This is a genomic window from Hydrogenivirga sp. 128-5-R1-1, from assembly GCF_000171895.1.
Genome location: NZ_ABHJ01000008.1, coordinates 41,186 through 58,930, shown reverse-complemented (window position 1 = coordinate 58,930; position 17,745 = coordinate 41,186). Strand labels below are relative to the sequence as shown.

Here is a 17,745-nt window from a genome sequence, read left to right as displayed (position 1 = left end):
TCTATCAGAGCAGTCTGTAGTGTAGCTGCCTTTTATATACAGCCCCCACGAGACCGAGAGCCAGAAGGTTAGCGAGCATGTTGCTCACACCGTAGCTCACAAAGGGTAGTGGTATCCCTTTGGGAGGCAGTAGGTTTACGGTCATCATCACGTTTACCACGACAGACAGGACGAGGTTTAGCACCACGCCGTAAACTATAAGCTTGCCGAAGACATCGGCAACTTCGCCCGCTATGAGTATCAGTCTCTTTACCAGAACTCCGTACAGAAGGAAGACCATGAGCAGCCCGGGCAGACCCATCTCCTCACCTATGACAGCGAGGATGTAGTCCGTATCCGCCTGGGTGAGGGGTCCAAGCTTCTGGAAGCCTTTACCGAAGCCCTGCCCGAGAAAGCCTCCGTTCATGAAAGCGAGCAGCGATTGTATGACCTGATAGCCAGTCCCGAAGGAATCCTCTATGGGGTTGTGCCACGCAAGGAACCTCCTGTGGACATAATCACCTCCGAAGAAAAGCATGAAGCCCCCTATGAGAACAAAGAGACCCCCGACAGGCACGTATATCCTGGGAGATGTTCCACCCATCCACAGCATTCCCCACGCTATAACGAAGATGAAGAGCGCCATGCCTTTGTCGGGCTGCAGGAATAACAGAATGGAGTGGGCGACGACCACAAATATAGCCCATCCAAAGAACCTCAGCCTGTCTATCGCACCTTTGCGAGCCACGTAGTAGGCTACGAACAGGACGACCACTATCTTGGAGAACTCGGAGGGCTGTACGCTCGTTCCAAGGAGCCACCTCTCAACGGGCTTGCCGAGAAGGAGCTTCTTCAGGAAAACAACAAAGAGAAGGGTCAGGGAGACACCAACGAGAAAGTAAACGACCTTCCTGTTGTTGATCTTCTTGTAGTTGAGGGCGTAGGACATAAAGGACATCACGAAAAGACCCACGAGGAACGAGATCAGGAAGAAGAAAGGTCTCCTGAAGTGGTGCAGGCTAAGGTCTGAGAAGAGGTGGGGCATGACCTTCACGCTTAGTATGGAGAGGAAGCCTATGAGGAACAGCAGTATTACCGAGAATAGAAGCACAGGGTCTGGGTAGAGCCTGCTCAGGCGCTCCATATCAAAGGTGCTCTCTTTCTATATTCGCTATAAGCTCCACACGCTTCGCGTGTCTTCCACCTTCAAAGGGCGTCTTAAGCCAGACTTCAACTATCGCGAGGGCGAGGTCTTCCCCTATAACCCTGTCTCCGAGGCAGAGAACGTTAGCATCGTTGTGCAGCCTGCTCATGCGTGCCATGTACTCGTTGAAACACAGGGCTGCCCTTATTCCCCTGAACTTGTTGGCTGTTATGGACATCCCTATGCCAGTCCCGCACACCAGTATCCCCCTGTCAGCCTCTCCGCTCTGGACTGCAAGAGACACATCTCTGGCAAATAGGGGGTAGTGGGTTGATTCTTCCGAGGTCGTCCCAAAGTCTATAACCTCGTGACCTTCCTCCAAAAGGAACTCCTTTATCCTCTCCTTCAGGGGAAAGCCCGCATGGTCAGAACCCACCGCGATCTTCATCCCTTGAGCACCTCTCTAAGGAGCTGGTTCACCAGCTTTGGGTTCGCCTTTCCCTTAGTTGCCTTCATGACCTGTCCAACGAAGAAACCTATTAGCTTCTCCTCACCCTGCCTGTACCTCTCCACCTCCTCTGGGAACTGGGCAACGACACCCTCAACTATCTGCCTTATCGCTGACTCGTCGGTTATCTGTTTGAGCCCCTTCTCGTCCACTATCTCGCCTGCGCTCTTTCCTGTTTCCACCATCTCCTTTATAACTTCCTTGCCTATCTTCGTGGATATGACGTTCTCCTTTATGAGCTTTACGAGCTCGGCGAGTCCCTCAGGGGGTACGGGTGACTCTTCAAGGGGTATCTGCTTCTCGTTGAGGAGACCGAGAAGGTCGTTCAAAAGCCAGTTGGCTATGAGCTTTGGCTCGTTCAGGTGGGATACCGCGGTCTCAAAGAAGTCTCCCAACTCCTTATTTTGGACGAATATCTTGGCTTCATACTCGTTTATGCCGTACTGGGACAGGAGTCTCTCAAGCCTCTGGTGGGGTAGCTCGGGCATGGTGCCCTTTATCTCCTCAATCCAGCTCTTTTCAAGCTTGAGGGGCAGGAGGTCGGGGTCTGGGAAGTAGCGGTAGTCCTCAGCCTCCTCCTTGGTTCTCATGGTGAAGGTCTTCCCGGTTGCGGGGTCAAAGGTTCTCGTCTCCTGCTCCACCTTTCCGCCTTCGGACACGAGCTTTACCTGACGCTCTATCTCGTACTCAAGGGCTTTCTGGACGAACCTGAAGGAGTTCACGTTCTTTATCTCAGTCCTCGTGCCAAGCTCCTGGGAACCCTTGGGTCTTATGGAGACGTTTATATCACAGCGGAGCTGTCCCTTCTCCATGTCAGCCTTGGAAACTCCTATGTAACGCATTATGTTCCTGAGGTTCTCAAGGAATACCCTCGCCTCCTCCGGAGTTCTGAGGTCGGGCTCTGTGACTATCTCCATCAGCGGTGTGCCAGCCCTGTTCAGGTCAACGTAGCTCTTTGAACCCTCGTGTATGTTCTTGCCCGCGTCCTCCTCCATGTGGAGTCTCCTTATCCTGACCCTCTTCTCCGTTCCGTCCGGGAGCTCAAACTCAAGGTATCCGTTTGTGGCTATGGGCTTTTCATACTGGGATATCTGATAACCCTTCGGCAGGTCCGGGTAGAAGTAGTTCTTCCGGGCGAAGATGGACTCCCTGTGAACCTCGCAGTTGAGGGCGAGGGAAGCCCTGACCGCATACTCAACAGCCTTTCTGTTCAGCACCGGAAGAGAGCCGGGCATACCGAGACAGACGGGACACACGTTGGTATTGGGCTCAGCTCCGAACTCAACCTTGCAGGAACAGAAGAGCTTGGTCTGGGTGTCCATCTGGACGTGTATCTCAAGACCTATTACCGCCTCGTATTCCATAGGAAATGATTATAACTTCTGTTGAGACTTTACCTGTACCCCAGCTCCCTCACGAGCTTCTCAAGCTCACAGACAACCTCGTTAAGGGTCTCCACGGCGAGCTCAGGGCTGACATCAAGGAGCTGGTAGTTGTCTCCAAGACGCATGTATATATCCACAGCCCTCTTTAAAACATCTTCCCTGTCTCTGGAAAGGGTTATGAGACTCTCCGCCACCTTCCTGACCCTGTAGTTAAGCTCAAGAGCCCTCCTGAAATCCACGCCTTCCTCACACAGATGAGGTAACTGGGCAGAAGCCTCCCTCAATATCTCAACGGCACCGGTCATGACACAACCTCCCGTTCCTTCCTCTTCCCCTGATATTAGATTTTACCAAGTCCAGAAAATATCTGCGATGGGACTAATGTATTGACTGTGCAACCATGGTCATAGCATTCCGTTCACAACTTCAATCCACAGAACTCCCGGGCGAACTCAGAGGCAGCATCTTTTATAGCCTCGTCTATCAAGTCGTCGTAAGTGGGTAGCTTGTCCGTCCTGTATCCGGTCTTGGAGCACTGCTCCTGTGGACCCCCTGTTCCCTTATATATTCTGGTTACGACCATCTCCCCTGTTTCCACATTTACAACTGATATTTTCAGCCTCACGCTTGACGCGAACGACAGACAGAAATGCTTGCCCTTCTCGTAGACCAGAGGGACTCCTATCTTTCTTACATCAACGTAGGAGTCCTTCTTTAAGGATATGTACCTTGGCTCTACAAATACCAAATAATCTGCACCAAGAATCTTTCCTATTTTCACCATGGTGTTCTTATCAACAAAACCCGAATACTGGAACTTCTGTTCCTCAAAAATCTTGCTGATGTTTCTCCTGTCTACTATATCCACCCTCAACCCTTTCCCTTTAATGTTCCTAATTGCTTTAGACAGAACGCCATCACATAGAGTACTCTCCTCTATCCTATCCCTTGCCATAGATGAATAGATACTTCCTTTATCTGACCTGTAGTTCTCAAAGAAAAGATACTCTAAAAAGTATGTACCCACTTCTCTCCCGTTCTCATACTGTCGGTACTCCCACTTTCCCTTGGCGGGCAACAAAACAGCAACCCTTATAGATTCTTGCTGAGAGACCTTCGGAGCACAGGATAGAGAGATCAAGAACAGAAGTGCTATAACTACGAACCCCATGACTTGGACAATATTTTACCAGCCTGTCACCTCACTTCCAGTATTCTCTTCAGCCAGTAAACACCTCCGTGCTCGTCGCCCACGTACACAGCCTTAACCCGGAGGGTCTTTCCAAAGAGCCACGATGGGAGAGGTCTTTTAGAGAGAAGGCTCACGGCGGAGGAGCTTCTGTTCTCAGACGACACCACTATCTCGTAAAGAACCATGTTCTTCGGATACATCTCCCTCAAACCTGCCCTGAAAACAGAGTATCTGACTACCTCCCCCCTGAACTCCTTCTCAAGGTCTGGGGCTGGAACGGCAAAAGCCAACGGACATAGCGACAGAAATAGAATAACCAGCGCGAGAACTCTCATACTTACCTCCTTGCCAGAGGGCTACTTATATATTAGAGTTTTAAAGGTGAAGGTCATATCCAGAGCTCTCTCGCCTGCTAAGGTGAACCTTGGGCTGTGGGTCCTCGGGAAGAGAAGCGATGGATATCACGACATACTCACCCTGTTTCATGCGATAGACCTGTGTGACGAGATACTTATAGAGGAAGGACCTTTCAGGGTGGAGACGAACACCGGTATTCCTATGGAGGAAAACCTCGTCTACAGAGCCCTCGTTGAGTTCCAGAGGAGAACGGGCAGGGAGGTTGAATACCGCATTTACATAAGCAAGAAGATCCCCGAGGGCTCAGGTCTGGGGGGCGGAAGCTCAAACGTGGCGACAGTCCTCAAGGAGATAAACAGACTTGAGGGTGACCTCCTGCCGGAGGAGGAGATTTCGGAGATAGCCGGTTCGGTGTCCTCGGACGCGCCCTTCTTCGTTAAGGGGGGCACACAGCTTGGTGCCGGAAGGGGCGATGTGCTGAGAGAGCTTGAAAATTTAGAGCTTGACATAACCCTGGTGATACCAAGGGTTAAGGCTTCAACACCGGAGGTCTATTCAAGATTTAGAGAAGAGCATTTTACAGATGTGAACCCGGAGGAAGTTATATCCATGGTGATGGAAGGCAGGTACGAGCTCCTTGAGAACAAGCTCGGGGAGTTAGCCTGCGAGGTGTACCCTGAGATAGGGGAGGTGGTAAGGTTTATAGAGCACTTAGGGTTTAAAGCCCTTGTCAGCGGAAGTGGTTCTGCTGTATTCTATATAGGTAAGCCCACGAAGGAGCTGGTGGCTGGTGCTCGGCTCCGCGGTTGGAGTGTGTTTGAAACCAAGAGCTGGCTTGGGGTGTAGCTCAACTGGCAGAGCACCGGACTTTGGATCCGGGGGTTCCTGGTTCGAATCCAGGCACCCCAGCCATTTTAAAAGCTATGAACAGACCTCTTAAGATACTTACGGGAACTGCCAACAGGGCTATAGTTGAAGAGGTTTCCAGCTATCTGAACGTTCACATATCCGACATGCTCGTCACGAAGTTCAGCGACGGAGAGGTCAGGGTTCAGATAAACGAGTCCATAAGAGGAGCAGACGTTTACGTCTTTCAATCCCTCTCAAACCCTGCCAACCAGCACATAATGGAGCTCCTCCTGATAATAGACGCCCTCAAGAGGTCTTCTGCCGGCAGGATAACCGCCGTAATACCCTACTTCGCCTACGCAAGGCAGGACAGGCAGGACAAGCCGAGGACACCCGTGAGTGCGAGACTTCTCGCAGACCTCATAACCGTAGCGGGCGCGAACAGGGTGGTAACCATAGACTTACACTCGCCCCAGATACAGGGTTTCTTTGACATACCCGTTGACCACCTTTCAGCCCTACCCGTTCTCCACGACTACACAAAGAAGAACCTGATACTTGAGAACCCCATAGTGGTTTCCCCGGACGCCGGTGGAGTTGAAAGGGCTCGTCAGCTTGCCAACAAGCTGGGCTGCGGGATAGCGATAATCTACAAGAGGAGACCCGAACCCAACAAGGCTGAGGTTCTGGACGTGGTGGGAGACATAGAGGGCAAGGAGGCGATAATAATAGACGACCTCATAGACACCGCGGGTACCATGGTCGCCGCCGCAAACATGCTCATAAACAGGGGTGCGAAGAGGGTGTTAGCCTGTGCAACCCACGGGGTTCTTTCGGGTCCCGCGGTAGAAAGGCTAACCAACTCACCCATAGAGCAGGTGATAATAACCAACACCATACCCGTTGAGGACAAGCTCTTCAATAAACTCAAGGTGGTATCGGTCGCCCCCCTGCTGGGAGAGGCTATAAAGAGGATTCACGAGGAGGAGTCCGTCAGTTCCCTCTTTGCCTAAAACTCTATCCTCGCATACTCCTCTATGGCTTCGGTCTGGAACTGAAGCAATTTCTCGGGAGTCAGCCCCTTATCACTGTACCTGGAGGAGAGGGCACCGAGGATTTCAGTTGCCTCCCTCTGGACAGCCTCAACCATAGCCAGCATATCCCCAAGTTTTCCCTTCTTCTCTATGAGGGCTTCCCTTATGTCCTCTTCCAGAGATAGGTTCTTGACCACCTCCTCCATGGGTATGCCCAGGAGAACATCTATAAGGGAGAGAACACCTGTTATGAAAGCCTTCTCAGAGGTCTCCCTGTCACCGTACAGAAAATCGGCGAGCCTCTCCATGAAGAAACCCCTCACGGAAGCCTCCTCAAAGAGGGGGTCGGAGGTGAAGTCCTCGCTCCTGACCGAGTACATGAGCAGGAGTATCCACTTCAGAAGATTCCTGTAGCCGAGCATAAGTATGGCGTGTCTAATTGACTTTACAGGCTGCCTCAGGGCGTAATAGGCTGAGTTTATGAACTGGAGGAGCTTGACGGACAGCTCGGAGAACTTCTTAAATACCCTCTCTATATGTTTTATCTCCTTCTCCTCAGCCACCATGTTGTAGAGCTGAACGAGGGCTGCGTACGCGGGTTCAACGGTCTTAGAGACGACCACCCTTGGCTCCTGGAAGAAGAAGCCCTGAAAGTAGTGAAAGCCGAGCTTGTAGTAAGCTTCGTAAACCTCGTAGCTCTCTACCTTCTCCGCAACCAGCTTAACATCGTAGCGTTCTATCTTTGAGAGTACGTCCTCAACTTCTTCCAGGCTGTGCTCAAGAACATCTATCTTCACGTAGTCAACGAGCTTAAGGTAGGGTATGAACTCCTCCCTGTACTCAAAGTCGTCAAGGGAGAGCTCATAACCGAGCTCCTTCAACTTCGTGAGAGTGTCAAGGAAGTTCTCGCTTAGGACTGCGGTCTCAAGTATCTCAAAGCCTATCCTGTCAGGGGGCAGAAGCTCCACCACGTTCAGTATCTCGCTCGCCTCGTCTATGTTTATGAAACCCTTCTTGTCCCTGATTATCCTTGAAAGGCTCGTGGAACTCACTATGCTCTCTATCACCTTGGCTGTAGCCCTGACACCGTCCTTAACGTCCGCGCTGTTCTTGAACCCAGACCTGAAGAGCAGCTCATAGGCGAATATCCTGCCCTCCCTATCCAGTATGGGCTGTCTTGCGAGGTAAACCTTTACCATGGACTGAACACTATTATAGTGCTATAATTTTTAATTCCGCACACAAATTAGGAGGAAATCCATGAAGAGGGTAAGCGTAAAGCTGAGTGAAAGGGTGCCCGGCAAAAAGAGCGAAACCAAGAGGATGAGGAGAGAGGGTTTCATACCTGTGGAGATATACGGAAAGGGTGTGAACAACTCCCATGCCTGGATGAGCGCAAAGGACTTCCTCTCCCTGCCCCACGGTGAGACCTTCCTGATTGAGACCGAAGTGAACGGCGATAAGAGGGTGTGCATACTCAAAGACATACAGTTCGGCTGGCTGGGGGACAACCCCATACACGTTGACCTCTACGACCTTGCAAACGTCACCGAGATTGAAGTGGAGGTTCCCATAGAGTTTACAGGAACGCCTGCCGGCGTTGAATTGGGAGGAACCTTTGAGGTTCTGATGCACTCCTTCACCGTTAAGGCTAAACCTGCAGACCTGCCGGACAAGATAGTCATAGACGTGAGCGGTCTCGGCTTAGGGGAAGCCCTTCACGTCAGGGACGTCGCACCCCCAGAGGGCTGCGTAATACTTGATAACCCAGAGGAAACCGTCGCCGTCGTGGCAGAGCCCGAGGTTGAGGAAGAGGTAACCGAAGAGGTCGCGGAAGAGGAGACCGAAGAACAAGCCTCTGAATGATAAGGCTCGTAGTCGGGCTCGGGAATCCAGGGAAAGAGTACGAAAACACCCGGCACAACGTCGGGTTTATGGTTATAGACGAGCTCGTCAGAAGGTTAAAGCTGAAACACCACAGGGAAGAGGGTCTGTCCCACGTTTACAGGACTAAGATAGCGGGAAGGGAGGTTCTGCTGGCAAAGCCCCAGACCTACATGAACAACTCAGGTCTTGCGGTCGTGAACCTCCTTGAGGATAACGGCATAGAGCCGCGAGAGATGCTCGTCATATACGACGATCTTGACCTGCCCCTCGGTGTAACAAGGCTCAGGCTGGAGGGCAGCTCAGGGGGACACAGGGGCGTTGAGTCCATAGTAAAGAACATAAAGACGGAGAAGTTCCCCCGCCTGAAGATAGGGATAGGGAGACCAAAGAACAAAAGGGACGTGGTCAACTACGTGCTCTCACCCTTTAGCAAGGAGGAGGAAGAGGTCGTCCGGGCGGTCATAAAGAAGGCTGCCGAGTGTGTTCTCAGGAGCATAGAGCTGTCTCCCCAGGACGCCATGGAGTTCTGCAACAGAAGAGACCTGCTCACGTGACCTCAAGGGACACCACGCCCCTCAGCTTGAGAACGTCCCTCAGCTTTGAGCTGAGCTCATCCTCCTCATAGGGAACTTCAAAGTAAACCTCCGCCTGTCCCCCGCTCCGTTTAACCCTGAACACCCTGCCCTCCTCAAGGATCTTCTCAAGCTCTTCAAGCACACCGGAGGTGTCCTCTACAACCACCCTGACCACCTTAGTCCCCTTGGATAGGAACTCCCTCTCAAACTTACTCATCAAGCTCAGAACTACGAGGAGCACAAGGGTTGAAAAGAGTGATAGGAGGTACATTCCCGCCCCGACAGCCAGACCTATGCCCGCCGTAGTCCAGAGGCTCGCAGCGGTGGTCAAACCCTTCACAGATATACCCATTCTGAGTATAGCTCCAGCCCCGAGAAATCCTATACCGCTCACGACCTGAGAGGCTATCCTTGACGGGTCAACATTAACGCCGGTTCCGTACACGCTGGGAATGTATATGGAAACTATGCTCAGGAGTGCAGAACCGACCGCAAGCACCGAGTGAGTTCTGAAGCCCGCAGGCTGTCTCCTGCGCTCCCTCTCAAGACCTATAACCGCCCCAAATAGCATGGCTACAAAGATCCTCAAAACTCCCTCCCACAGGGGAAAGGGATAGGTCTCTACGAGAAAGCTCAGGTTCTGTAACATCTCTCGGCATAGTAGGTAAGTTCAAGCAGCTTAGCCAGCGTCTTCTTCATGTGCCTCCTGGAAACAACCATATCAATCATTCCTTTCTCCAACAGGAACTCAGATCTCTGGAAGCCCTCGGGTAGCTTCTGCTTAATGGTCTGCTCTATAACCCTCGGTCCAGCAAAGCCTATGAGAGCCTTTGGTTCGGCGAGTATTATGTCCCCGAGAAAGGCAAAGCTCGCTGCCACACCGCCGGTCGTGGGGTTTGTCAAAACGGTAATGTAGGGGATCCCCTTCTCCTTGAGCATACCCACACCGAGGGTGGTCTTAGCCATCTGCATCAGGGAGAGTATGCCCTCCTGCATACGGGCACCACCTGAACAGGTGACTGCCACAAGGGGGATACCCTCCTCAGCCGCAAGCTGACAGGCTCTGAAGAACCTCTCACCGACCACTGAGCCCATGCTACCACCAATAAAGCCAAAGTCCATGGACGTGAGTATCAGCTCTTTACCCTCCATATACCCTTTGACCACCACGAGAGCCTCACTGAGACCTGTCTCACTTTGAGCCTTCTTGAGCCTGTCCTTATAGGGCTTTGTGTCTTTAAACCTTAAAGGGTCGGTGGGGAGAACTTCCTCAAAGAGTTTCTCAGCGCCCGTATCGTCCAGAAGGAACTCAGCCCTCTCCACAGCCGAGAGGGGAAAGTGATAATCACACTTGGGGCAGACCTTATAGTTCTTCTTGAGATCCGGCACGTAAAGAAGGGTCTTGCACTCAGGGCATTTAGTCCACAAGTTCTCCTCTTCTCTCTTCTTCTTGAAGAGCTTATCAAATATACCCATACTTTGAGAGAAGTATAAACTAAATATAATTGAATGCTTCAAATTAGAGTAAAGCCGGGAATTGAAGACAGGATAAGGGGTTTCTTCCCCTGGATCTACAGACCCGAGATAGCCTCCTACTCCAGAAAGCCGAAGAAGGGAGAGCTGGTGGTCGTTAGGGACTTCGGTGGCAAGTTCTTAGGCTACGGGTATATAAACCCGGACGTCAGCATAGCTGTTCGCATACTCTCCTTTGACAAGAAGGAACCGATAACCCCATCCCTTATAAAGAAGAGGATTCTTGAGGCATACAACTACAGGAAGAGACTCTACATAAACAGCAACGCCTTCCGGCTCGTTCACTCGGAGGGTGACCTCCTCCCGGGGTTGATAGTGGACGTTTACGGTGAGTACGCTGTCGTTGAGTTCACCACCTACGGCATGACGAGGTTCAGGGATGTGGTTTTAGAAGCCCTCGTGGAAATACTCAAGCCTAAGGGCATATACGAAAAGGCTAACCTCACCGCCCAGAAGGTTGAGGGTATAGACGCCCGAGAGGGCGTGGTTTACGGAGAAGTCCCCGAAGAAGTGGTGATATGGGAACACGACCTAAAGTACCTAATAAACATACCTGAGGGACAGAAGACAGGGTTCTTTCTTGACCAGAGGAACTCCAGAAGGTTCGTGAGGAGTCTGGTTGAACCCGGGGATCGGTGTCTGGATGTCTTCTGCCACACGGGAGGGTTCGCGCTGAACATGAAAAAGATGGGCGCGGAAAGGGTCGTAGCCGTTGACCTTTCGGAGCTCGCTTTGGAGGTAGGTAAGAGGAACGAAGAGCTCAACGGACTGTCGGGTATAGAGTGGGTTCAGGCGAACGCCTTTGATTACCTGAGAGAGCTTGATACTAAGGGTGAGAAATTTGACGTGGTGGTTATAGACCCCCCCTCCTTTGCCAAGAACAAGCACGCGGTTCCCAACGCCCTGAGGGGATACAAGGAGCTGTGTGTGAGAGGCTTGAAGGTGACCAAATCCGGAGGATACTTAGCCGTCTTCTCCTGCTCCTTTCACATAACGGAGCAACACCTTCTTGAAGTTCTCACAGAGGCATCTTACGACGTCAGGAGACAGGTAAGGGTTGTCGCAAAGACCTTCCAGGACAAAGACCACCCCTGGATACTCCAGATGCCCAATACCCTCTACCTCAAAGGAGTTTGGGTTGAGGTGGTATGATAAGCCATACCTTATAAACCCTATAAGCACCGCTTATGTAATTTTAAGTAAAAATGCTATCAACACTTTAGGCTAAAGATTATCCTTTTAGTTAAAGTGTGCCCAAGGAGGCAACGTCATGGAAATAGGAGGAAGCTTTTACGAGAGGAAGTATTACAGCACCTGTTACATGTGCGCCTGCAGGTGCGGGATTGAGGTTTACGTCAGAAACAACAAGGTCACCTACATAAAGGGAAACGATGACCACCCTTTGAATAAAGGAGTGCTCTGTGCCAAGGGATCTTCCGGAATAATGAAGGAGTACTCTCCCGCAAGGCTCAGAAAACCCCTTCTGAGAACAGGACCCAGAGGTTCGGGTCAGTTCAAGGAGATAGAGTGGGATGAGGCTATAGAGATAGCCGCCAAGTGGATAGACGAGGCGAGGAAGAAGAACCCAGCCAAGGTAGCCTTCTTTACGGGAAGAGACCAGATGCAGGCTATAAACGGCTGGTTTGCCCAGCAGATCGGGACTATAAACTGGGCTGCTCACGGAGGATTCTGTTCGGTAAACGTTGCGGCTGCAGGGCTTCTCTCCACGGGCTACTCCTTCTGGGAGTTCGGGGACCCGGACTTTGAAAACACCAAGTACTTCATGATGATAGGTGTTGCGGAAGACCACGCCTCCAACCCCTTCAAGCTGGGCATTCAAGAGATGAAGAGGAGAGGCGGTAAGCTCGTATTCGTGAACCCCGTCAGGTGGTCTTACGGAGCTGTTGCGGACGAATGGGTACCCGTCAAGCCCGGAACCGACGGCGCCTTCGTTATGGGACTCATGCATGTGCTCTTTAAATACAACCTCATAGATTGGACATTCCTGAAGGAGCAGACCAACGCAAGCTGGCTGGTAATTCAGGCACCGGGAACGTCCAAGGATGGACTCTTCTACAGGAACGAAGACGGAAAGCCGATGGTTTATGACAAGAAGTCAAAGTCATTCCAGCCTGCGGACAGGATAGTCCCCGACGACCTTGATCCAGCATTCATAGGTGAGTTTGAAACTCCGGAAGGCTTTAAGGTAAGACCCGCCTTTGACATATTCGCCGAGAGGCTTGTAAAGGATTACAGCCCGGAGAAGGTAGCGGAGATAACTGGAATACCCGCGGAGGACATAGAGAGGATAGCCAAGGAGATGGGTGTGATAGCTCTCTACGACCCTCTTGAGCTGCCCGTTGAGTGGACGGACGTATGGGGCAGAAAGCACAAGAGTATGAAAGGAAGACCCGTCTCCTTCCACATAATGAGAGGTGTTGCCTCCCACACCAACGGATTCCAGACCTCAAGGGCGGTGTTCCTTCTGAAGATGCTCTTAGGATGCGTGGACGCGCCGGGCGGACACCTCGCCAAACCGCCTTATCCAAAGCACATAGAAGACCTGCCCAAGCCCGTTAAGATAAGGTCTCTTAAGGATCTAAAGTACGGAGAGCCCCTAAAGGGTCCTCACTTGGGACTCCCCCACAACCCAGACGACCTGTTGGTGGACGAGGAGGGTAACCCTCTCAGGATAGATAAAGCCTACAGCTGGGAGTTCCCCGTAACCGCCCACGGATGCATACAGAACGTCATACCCGCCGCTTACCAGAGAGACCCCTACGATATAGAAGTCCTGATGATATACATGGCTAACATGGCTTGGAACTCCTCCCAGAACATACCCTACATAATTGAGGCGCTCACCGCCAAGGATGCGGCTGGCAACTACGTGATACCCAAGGTTATAACCATAGACGCCTTCTACAGTGAACAGGTCGCCTTTTCAGACCTCGTTCTGCCGGACGCAACCTACCTTGAGCAGTGGTTTGCCCTATCCCTCTTGGACAGACCCCCATCGGTAGCCTTCGGACCCGTTGACGCTCTCAGACAACCCATAGTTGATCCCAAGAGGGAAGGTCTTGACGTTATGCCCTGGGGAGATGTAATGGTGAAGCTGGGAACCAAGCTGAAGCTCCCCGGCTTCGTGAACGAGGACGGAACACCCAAGTACAAAGACTTCAAAGACTTCCTCATAAACTGGCAGCCCAGACCCGGCGTGGGAGCTCTCGCGGGCTGGAGAGGTAAGAACGGAGACAAACACTTTGTAGGTGAGCCGAACCCCAAACAGCTTGAGATGTACACCAAGAACAAGGGATTCTTCTACTACAGGCTCCCGGAACACATGAGGTATTACAGACACATCAACAAGGACTACCTTGAGTGGGCTAAGAGCGTAGGGTTTGTCAAAAAGACGGAGCCCATAATGATGAACTTCTACGTGGAGAACCTGCAGACCTTCAGGCTCGCAGGTCAGGGACTATGGGAAGGTGAGAACCAACCGCCCAACGATCCGGTCATAAGGGAGAGGCTGGTCAAGTACTTTGATCCCCTACCCTTCTGGTATCCACCCTTTGAAGAAGAGGTTAGCGGTGACGAATACCCGCTCTATGCCTTCACCGCCCGTCCCCAGTGGATGTACCACTCCTGGGACTCCCAGAATGCATGGCTCAGGCAGATATCCACGAGGAACTTCCTATACATGAACCCCAAAACCGCAGAGAAGTACGGCATAAAGCACCTTGACTGGGTATGGGTAGAGTCAAGGGTAGGAAGGGTCAAGTGTCAGGTGTTCTTGACGGAGGCAACCGAACCCAACTCCGTGTGGACTTGGAACGCCATAGGAAAGATGCAGGGAGCCTGGGGACTGAAACCCGAAGCAGAGGAGGGACACGAGGGATTTCTCCTCAACCACGTCATACCCCACTCCATAAAGATAGGTAGCAGGGAGCTCTTCTACGGAGACCCTGTAACGGGACACCTTGCGTGGTTTGATACAAAGGTTAAAGTTTATAGAGCGGAAGACCAGTCCCCTGAAACCTACCCCGAGTTCAGGGTGGAGCCTCTGCCTTACATAAAGGAGAGGTGGGTTGACGTTCTTAGATACAAGCCCTAAGGAGGTGCTGTGATGGCACAGTTTGCGTTAGTTATAGATCTGAATACCTGTGTCGGGTGTCACGCCTGCGCAACCAACTGCAAGGAGTGGAACACTCAGGCAGCGTTTGGACCCCTTTCGGACTTTGATCCTTACGGAGCACACCCGGAGGGTGTATGGTACAACCGAATAATGACCTACGAGACCGGTGAGTTCCCCAACACTCAGGTCTTTCACCTGCCCAAGTCCTGTCTCCACTGTCAGGACGCACCCTGTGTTCCCGTGTGTCCTACCGGAGCCAGCTACAAGAGAGAGCAGGACGGCATAGTGCTCGTTAACTACGATGACTGCATAGGTTGCAAGCTCTGTTCATGGAGCTGTCCTTACGGATGTAGGGAGTTTGACGAGGCGGACAAAGTCATGAAGAAGTGTACCCTCTGCATAGACAGGGTTTACGACGAGTCCCTCCCGCCCGAGCACAGAAAACCCGCATGTGTTTTAACCTGCCCCGCAAGGGCGAGGTTCTTCGGAGACATAGAAGACCCCGAGAGCGAGGTTTACAAGGTCATAGAGGAGAGGAACGGATTCGTCCTCTTCCCTGACATGGGAACCAACCCGGGCAACCACTACCTCCCGAGAATAGAAACCAAGGTTAACCTTGAAGAGTTTGAGAAACACATACTCAAGCCCGACAACCCTCTATTCCTTGAGGTGATGAAGAGACACCACGTATCAAATAAAACACCTGAGACAAACCAGGTGGAGGAGGTCGTGTAATGCATCCGCCTCTATCGTTGATATTCTTCTTCCTGACCGCAGGTACTTCCATAGGTCTGTTCATATTCATGTACTCAATTGAGTTTCTTGAGCTGTTCGGTAAGGGTCAGGGTCTTCCCAAGGAAGTTATCCTCAAGATGGGAATACTTGAGCTGTTGCTGATAGGTGCAGGTGCGGTAGGCGCTTCCTTCCACCTCGGACACAAGCTCAGGGCTTGGAAAGCGATAAAGCGTTTCAGAACTTCCTGGCTCTCAAGGGAAGCAGTTTTTAGCGGGGCATACGGATTTACACTGCTCGTTTACTTAGTCCTTAACCAGCTGGAGGTCAACCCCTTCTTTGAGCACTTCTTTGGAATTCTGACCTTCGTGATAGGTGTGCTGAGCGCCTTCTCCACAGCCATGATCTACGCCTCCAACAAGTTCGTCCTTGAGTGGAATACCTCCATAACCGTGATCTACTACCTGCTCATGTATCTGATGCTCGGCTCATCGTTGATGGCTTACTACAACTACCTCTACAACCTACCCTACCTCGGGACATTCATATTCCTTAGCTTCCTGTTCTTGGCTCTCAGCTTCGGATTCAGGCTCGCCTTCAACATAAGGCAGTTCTACCTCAAGCGCCCCACCATGAACGAGGCTCTTAACCTGCCCCACAACAGACCCATAAGGGTGATAGACACGGGTTCAACAACTGAAAACTACTGCACAGAGGAGTTCTACTACAGGAAAGGCAAGGAGATGCTCTCTACGGTTATCCCCGTTGCATACCTGCTGACCTTCGTAGTCCCCTTATTCCTCGTCCTCTACGCATGGATAACGGGAACGGTAAACTCTTGGATACTCGGGCTAACCTATGTCTTCATACTCGTGGGCAGCGCCTTGGAGAGGTGGAGCTTCTTCGTGGAAGGCAACCACGTCCAGAACCTTTTCTACGGACTCTACCCAGAACAGGGCTACAAACTCAGAAAGGGCTACATGGAGAGGAAGGAGACAAAGATATCTCTTTATGGGTAAAACGCCCTCGTCTTGAGCAGAAGCTCCCTCCACTCCTTCTCCGGATCTGAGTCCCAGACTATACCGCAGCCTGCAAAGTAGGAGACCTCCTCCCCACCGCCGAAGGCGGTTCTTATGAGAACACTTAAGGTAAAATCTCCGTCCTCCTTAACAAAGCCGGCACAACCGCAGTAATAGCCCCTCGCATGAGGCTCAAGCTCGTCTATTATTTGGACAGCCCTGTATTTGGGTGCCCCCGTTACGGAAGCGGGCGGGAAGGTATTTTCTATTATGGCGCTAAAGCTCTCCCTCGTCCTCGCCACCACCCGTGAGTGCATCTGGTATAGGGTCTCATACCATTCCACCCTAAATAGATCCTCAACCCTGACACTGCCCGTCTCAGCCACCCTGCCGAGGTCGTTCCTGACCATGTCCGTTATCATCAGGTTCTCCGCCCTCTCTTTCTCACTTGCGAGTATTTCCTCCGCAGACCGCCCCGTGCCCTTTATGGGTTTGCTCTCTATGATGTCTCCGTTCTTTTTCAAGAATAGCTCCATTGATCCCGACAGGACGCAGAGGTCTCCCGTATCAAGATAGAAGGAGTAAGGGACGGGCTGACGCCCGTGGAACTTAAAAAACAGAGTCTCAAGGCTCCCACGCACCCCAAACCTCATCTCGGAGGTCAGGTTTATCTGATAGACGTCCCCCGAAGCTATGAAGTCCTTCACACGCTCAATCTTTTCCTTGAACTCCTCCTCTCCCAAACTCATACCCACGAGATCAAGATCAACACCGCCCTCTGTGGGTTGGCAGGGCTTTATTCTGCCGGTCTTCAGGAACACTACGGGAGGCAAACCCCTCTCTTTGACCGGCACGCCGAGGGCTTTGGTTGTAAGGTCGTATGAGATTAGCACGAAACCCTCAAGACCTTCTATCTCTGAGAGATCGGAAGAGTAGAGAACATCAAGAACCTCCACCTCCCAGAGACCATCTCTCCCGAACCAGCCTCCGGATACCACGAGTCTCATGGAGATATAATCTTAAAGCCATGAAGTTCGTGAGCACAGAAGGAGAGAGGGACTTAGAGAAGATAATTGAGACCAAAGCTCAGGAGGTCAAGGGCATAGAGGTGGTCAAACTGAGCAACTCTCCCCACATGACTCAGGTTTTGGCGTTCATATCCACCGCGGAAGAACCCCACTACCACGATCACCACGACCTAACCTTCAGAGTTCTAAAGGGCTGCGGAGAGCTATACCTTGACGGAGAGACCTATCTCCTCTACGAAGGCGACATAGCCTACATACCCAAGAAGAAGGTTCACTTTTACGTTAACAGGGCGGAGGTATCCGTCCTCCTTGCGGTCTTCAGTCCCAGCTACGATGGAAAGGACAGCGTGAAGGTGGAGTTATAGACCCACTGGCGTTAAAATATTAG

Annotated in this window: 19 protein-coding genes and 1 tRNA gene; 10 read left to right on the top strand and 10 right to left on the bottom strand. The window is 51.7% G+C overall.

Annotated elements, in window-relative coordinates:
- Nucleotides 1-4 precede the first annotated feature (4 nt).
- From HG1285_RS08795 to HG1285_RS19470, 6 genes are all read right to left on the bottom strand, one after another.
- Nucleotides 5-1,123, bottom strand: coding sequence for an FtsW/RodA/SpoVE family cell cycle protein (locus tag HG1285_RS08795; protein WP_008287595.1), 1,119 nt, complete (start codon nucleotides 1,121-1,123; stop codon nucleotides 5-7).
- 1 nt (nucleotide 1,124) lies between these two features.
- On the bottom strand, nucleotides 1,125-1,571 hold the full coding sequence (gene rpiB, locus HG1285_RS08800) for a ribose 5-phosphate isomerase B (protein ID WP_008287594.1): 447 nt from the start codon (nucleotides 1,569-1,571) through the stop codon (nucleotides 1,125-1,127).
- On the bottom strand, nucleotides 1,568-2,995 hold the full coding sequence (gatB, locus tag HG1285_RS08805; RefSeq protein WP_008287593.1) for an Asp-tRNA(Asn)/Glu-tRNA(Gln) amidotransferase subunit GatB: 1,428 nt from the start codon (nucleotides 2,993-2,995) through the stop codon (nucleotides 1,568-1,570). The genes rpiB and gatB overlap by 4 nt, the downstream gene beginning before the upstream one ends.
- A 29-nt stretch (nucleotides 2,996-3,024) precedes the next feature.
- A complete protein-coding gene (locus HG1285_RS08810; protein WP_008287592.1) occupies nucleotides 3,025-3,321 on the bottom strand; it encodes a hypothetical protein in 297 nt (98 codons plus the stop codon).
- Between the two features lie 113 nt (nucleotides 3,322-3,434).
- Nucleotides 3,435-4,187 carry a hypothetical protein gene (locus HG1285_RS08815; protein WP_008287591.1) on the bottom strand — a complete coding sequence of 251 codons (753 nt, stop codon included), beginning with the start codon at nucleotides 4,185-4,187 and terminating at the stop codon, nucleotides 3,435-3,437.
- Between the two features lie 26 nt (nucleotides 4,188-4,213).
- Complete coding sequence (locus HG1285_RS19470; RefSeq protein WP_008287590.1) at nucleotides 4,214-4,543, bottom strand: hypothetical protein; 330 nt, start codon at nucleotides 4,541-4,543, stop codon at nucleotides 4,214-4,216.
- 46 nt (nucleotides 4,544-4,589) lie between these two features.
- Between HG1285_RS19470 and ispE the strand changes: the two genes are divergently transcribed.
- The 3 genes from ispE (at nucleotide 4,590) to HG1285_RS08830 (ending at nucleotide 6,427) form a co-directional block, all read left to right on the top strand.
- Nucleotides 4,590-5,411, top strand: coding sequence for a 4-(cytidine 5'-diphospho)-2-C-methyl-D-erythritol kinase (gene ispE / locus HG1285_RS18800; RefSeq protein ID WP_008287589.1), 822 nt, complete (start codon nucleotides 4,590-4,592; stop codon nucleotides 5,409-5,411).
- Nucleotides 5,402-5,477, top strand: a tRNA-Gln gene (locus HG1285_RS08825). Before ispE ends, HG1285_RS08825 begins: the two co-directional genes overlap by 10 nt.
- A gap of 11 nt (nucleotides 5,478-5,488) precedes the next feature.
- The gene (locus HG1285_RS08830) at nucleotides 5,489-6,427 is read left to right on the top strand and encodes a ribose-phosphate pyrophosphokinase (RefSeq protein WP_008287588.1); all 939 of its coding nucleotides are present in this window, start codon (nucleotides 5,489-5,491) and stop codon (nucleotides 6,425-6,427) included.
- Here HG1285_RS08830 and HG1285_RS08835 read toward each other — a convergent pair.
- Complete coding sequence (locus tag HG1285_RS08835; protein WP_008287587.1) at nucleotides 6,424-7,647, bottom strand: EAL domain-containing protein; 1,224 nt, start codon at nucleotides 7,645-7,647, stop codon at nucleotides 6,424-6,426. The genes HG1285_RS08830 and HG1285_RS08835 overlap by 4 nt on opposite strands.
- 61 nt (nucleotides 7,648-7,708) lie before the next feature.
- Between HG1285_RS08835 and HG1285_RS08840 the strand changes: the two genes are divergently transcribed.
- Both HG1285_RS08840 and pth read left to right on the top strand, forming a co-directional pair.
- On the top strand, nucleotides 7,709-8,314 hold the full coding sequence (locus tag HG1285_RS08840) for a 50S ribosomal protein L25/general stress protein Ctc (RefSeq protein ID WP_008287586.1): 606 nt from the start codon (nucleotides 7,709-7,711) through the stop codon (nucleotides 8,312-8,314).
- On the top strand, nucleotides 8,311-8,889 hold the full coding sequence (gene pth, locus HG1285_RS08845; protein ID WP_008287585.1) for an aminoacyl-tRNA hydrolase: 579 nt from the start codon (nucleotides 8,311-8,313) through the stop codon (nucleotides 8,887-8,889). The genes HG1285_RS08840 and pth overlap by 4 nt, the downstream gene beginning before the upstream one ends.
- Here the strand turns inward: pth and HG1285_RS08850 are convergent.
- Nucleotides 8,882-9,499: an MgtC/SapB family protein gene (locus HG1285_RS08850; protein ID WP_232219481.1), complete on the bottom strand. Its 618-nt coding sequence runs from the start codon at nucleotides 9,497-9,499 to the stop codon at nucleotides 8,882-8,884. The two genes, pth and HG1285_RS08850, sit on opposite strands and share 8 nt — an antisense overlap.
- Nucleotides 9,500-9,543: 44 nt before the next feature.
- On the bottom strand, nucleotides 9,544-10,386 hold the full coding sequence (accD, locus tag HG1285_RS08855; protein ID WP_008287583.1) for an acetyl-CoA carboxylase, carboxyltransferase subunit beta: 843 nt from the start codon (nucleotides 10,384-10,386) through the stop codon (nucleotides 9,544-9,546).
- A gap of 33 nt (nucleotides 10,387-10,419) precedes the next feature.
- Between accD and HG1285_RS08860 the strand changes: the two genes are divergently transcribed.
- From HG1285_RS08860 to sreC, 4 genes are all read left to right on the top strand, one after another.
- Complete coding sequence (locus HG1285_RS08860; RefSeq protein WP_008287582.1) at nucleotides 10,420-11,595, top strand: class I SAM-dependent rRNA methyltransferase; 1,176 nt, start codon at nucleotides 10,420-10,422, stop codon at nucleotides 11,593-11,595.
- Nucleotides 11,596-11,713: 118 nt separating this feature from the next.
- Nucleotides 11,714-14,557, top strand: a complete 2,844-nt coding sequence (gene sreA, locus HG1285_RS08865) for a sulfur reductase subunit SreA (RefSeq protein WP_008287581.1) — start codon at nucleotides 11,714-11,716, stop codon at nucleotides 14,555-14,557.
- Between the two features lie 12 nt (nucleotides 14,558-14,569).
- Complete coding sequence (gene sreB / locus HG1285_RS08870; RefSeq protein WP_008287580.1) at nucleotides 14,570-15,313, top strand: sulfur reductase subunit SreB; 744 nt, start codon at nucleotides 14,570-14,572, stop codon at nucleotides 15,311-15,313.
- On the top strand, nucleotides 15,313-16,329 hold the full coding sequence (gene sreC / locus HG1285_RS08875) for a DmsC/YnfH family molybdoenzyme membrane anchor subunit (protein WP_008287579.1): 1,017 nt from the start codon (nucleotides 15,313-15,315) through the stop codon (nucleotides 16,327-16,329). The genes sreB and sreC overlap by 1 nt, the downstream gene beginning before the upstream one ends.
- Here sreC and HG1285_RS08880 read toward each other — a convergent pair.
- Entirely contained in the window at nucleotides 16,320-17,336 is a 1,017-nt protein-coding gene (locus tag HG1285_RS08880) for an anthranilate synthase component I family protein (protein WP_008287578.1), read from the bottom strand. The genes sreC and HG1285_RS08880 overlap by 10 nt on opposite strands.
- A 20-nt stretch (nucleotides 17,337-17,356) precedes the next feature.
- Between HG1285_RS08880 and HG1285_RS08885 the strand changes: the two genes are divergently transcribed.
- Entirely contained in the window at nucleotides 17,357-17,722 is a 366-nt protein-coding gene (locus HG1285_RS08885; RefSeq protein WP_008287577.1) for a cupin domain-containing protein, read from the top strand.
- The last annotated feature ends 23 nt before the right edge of the window (nucleotides 17,723-17,745 follow it).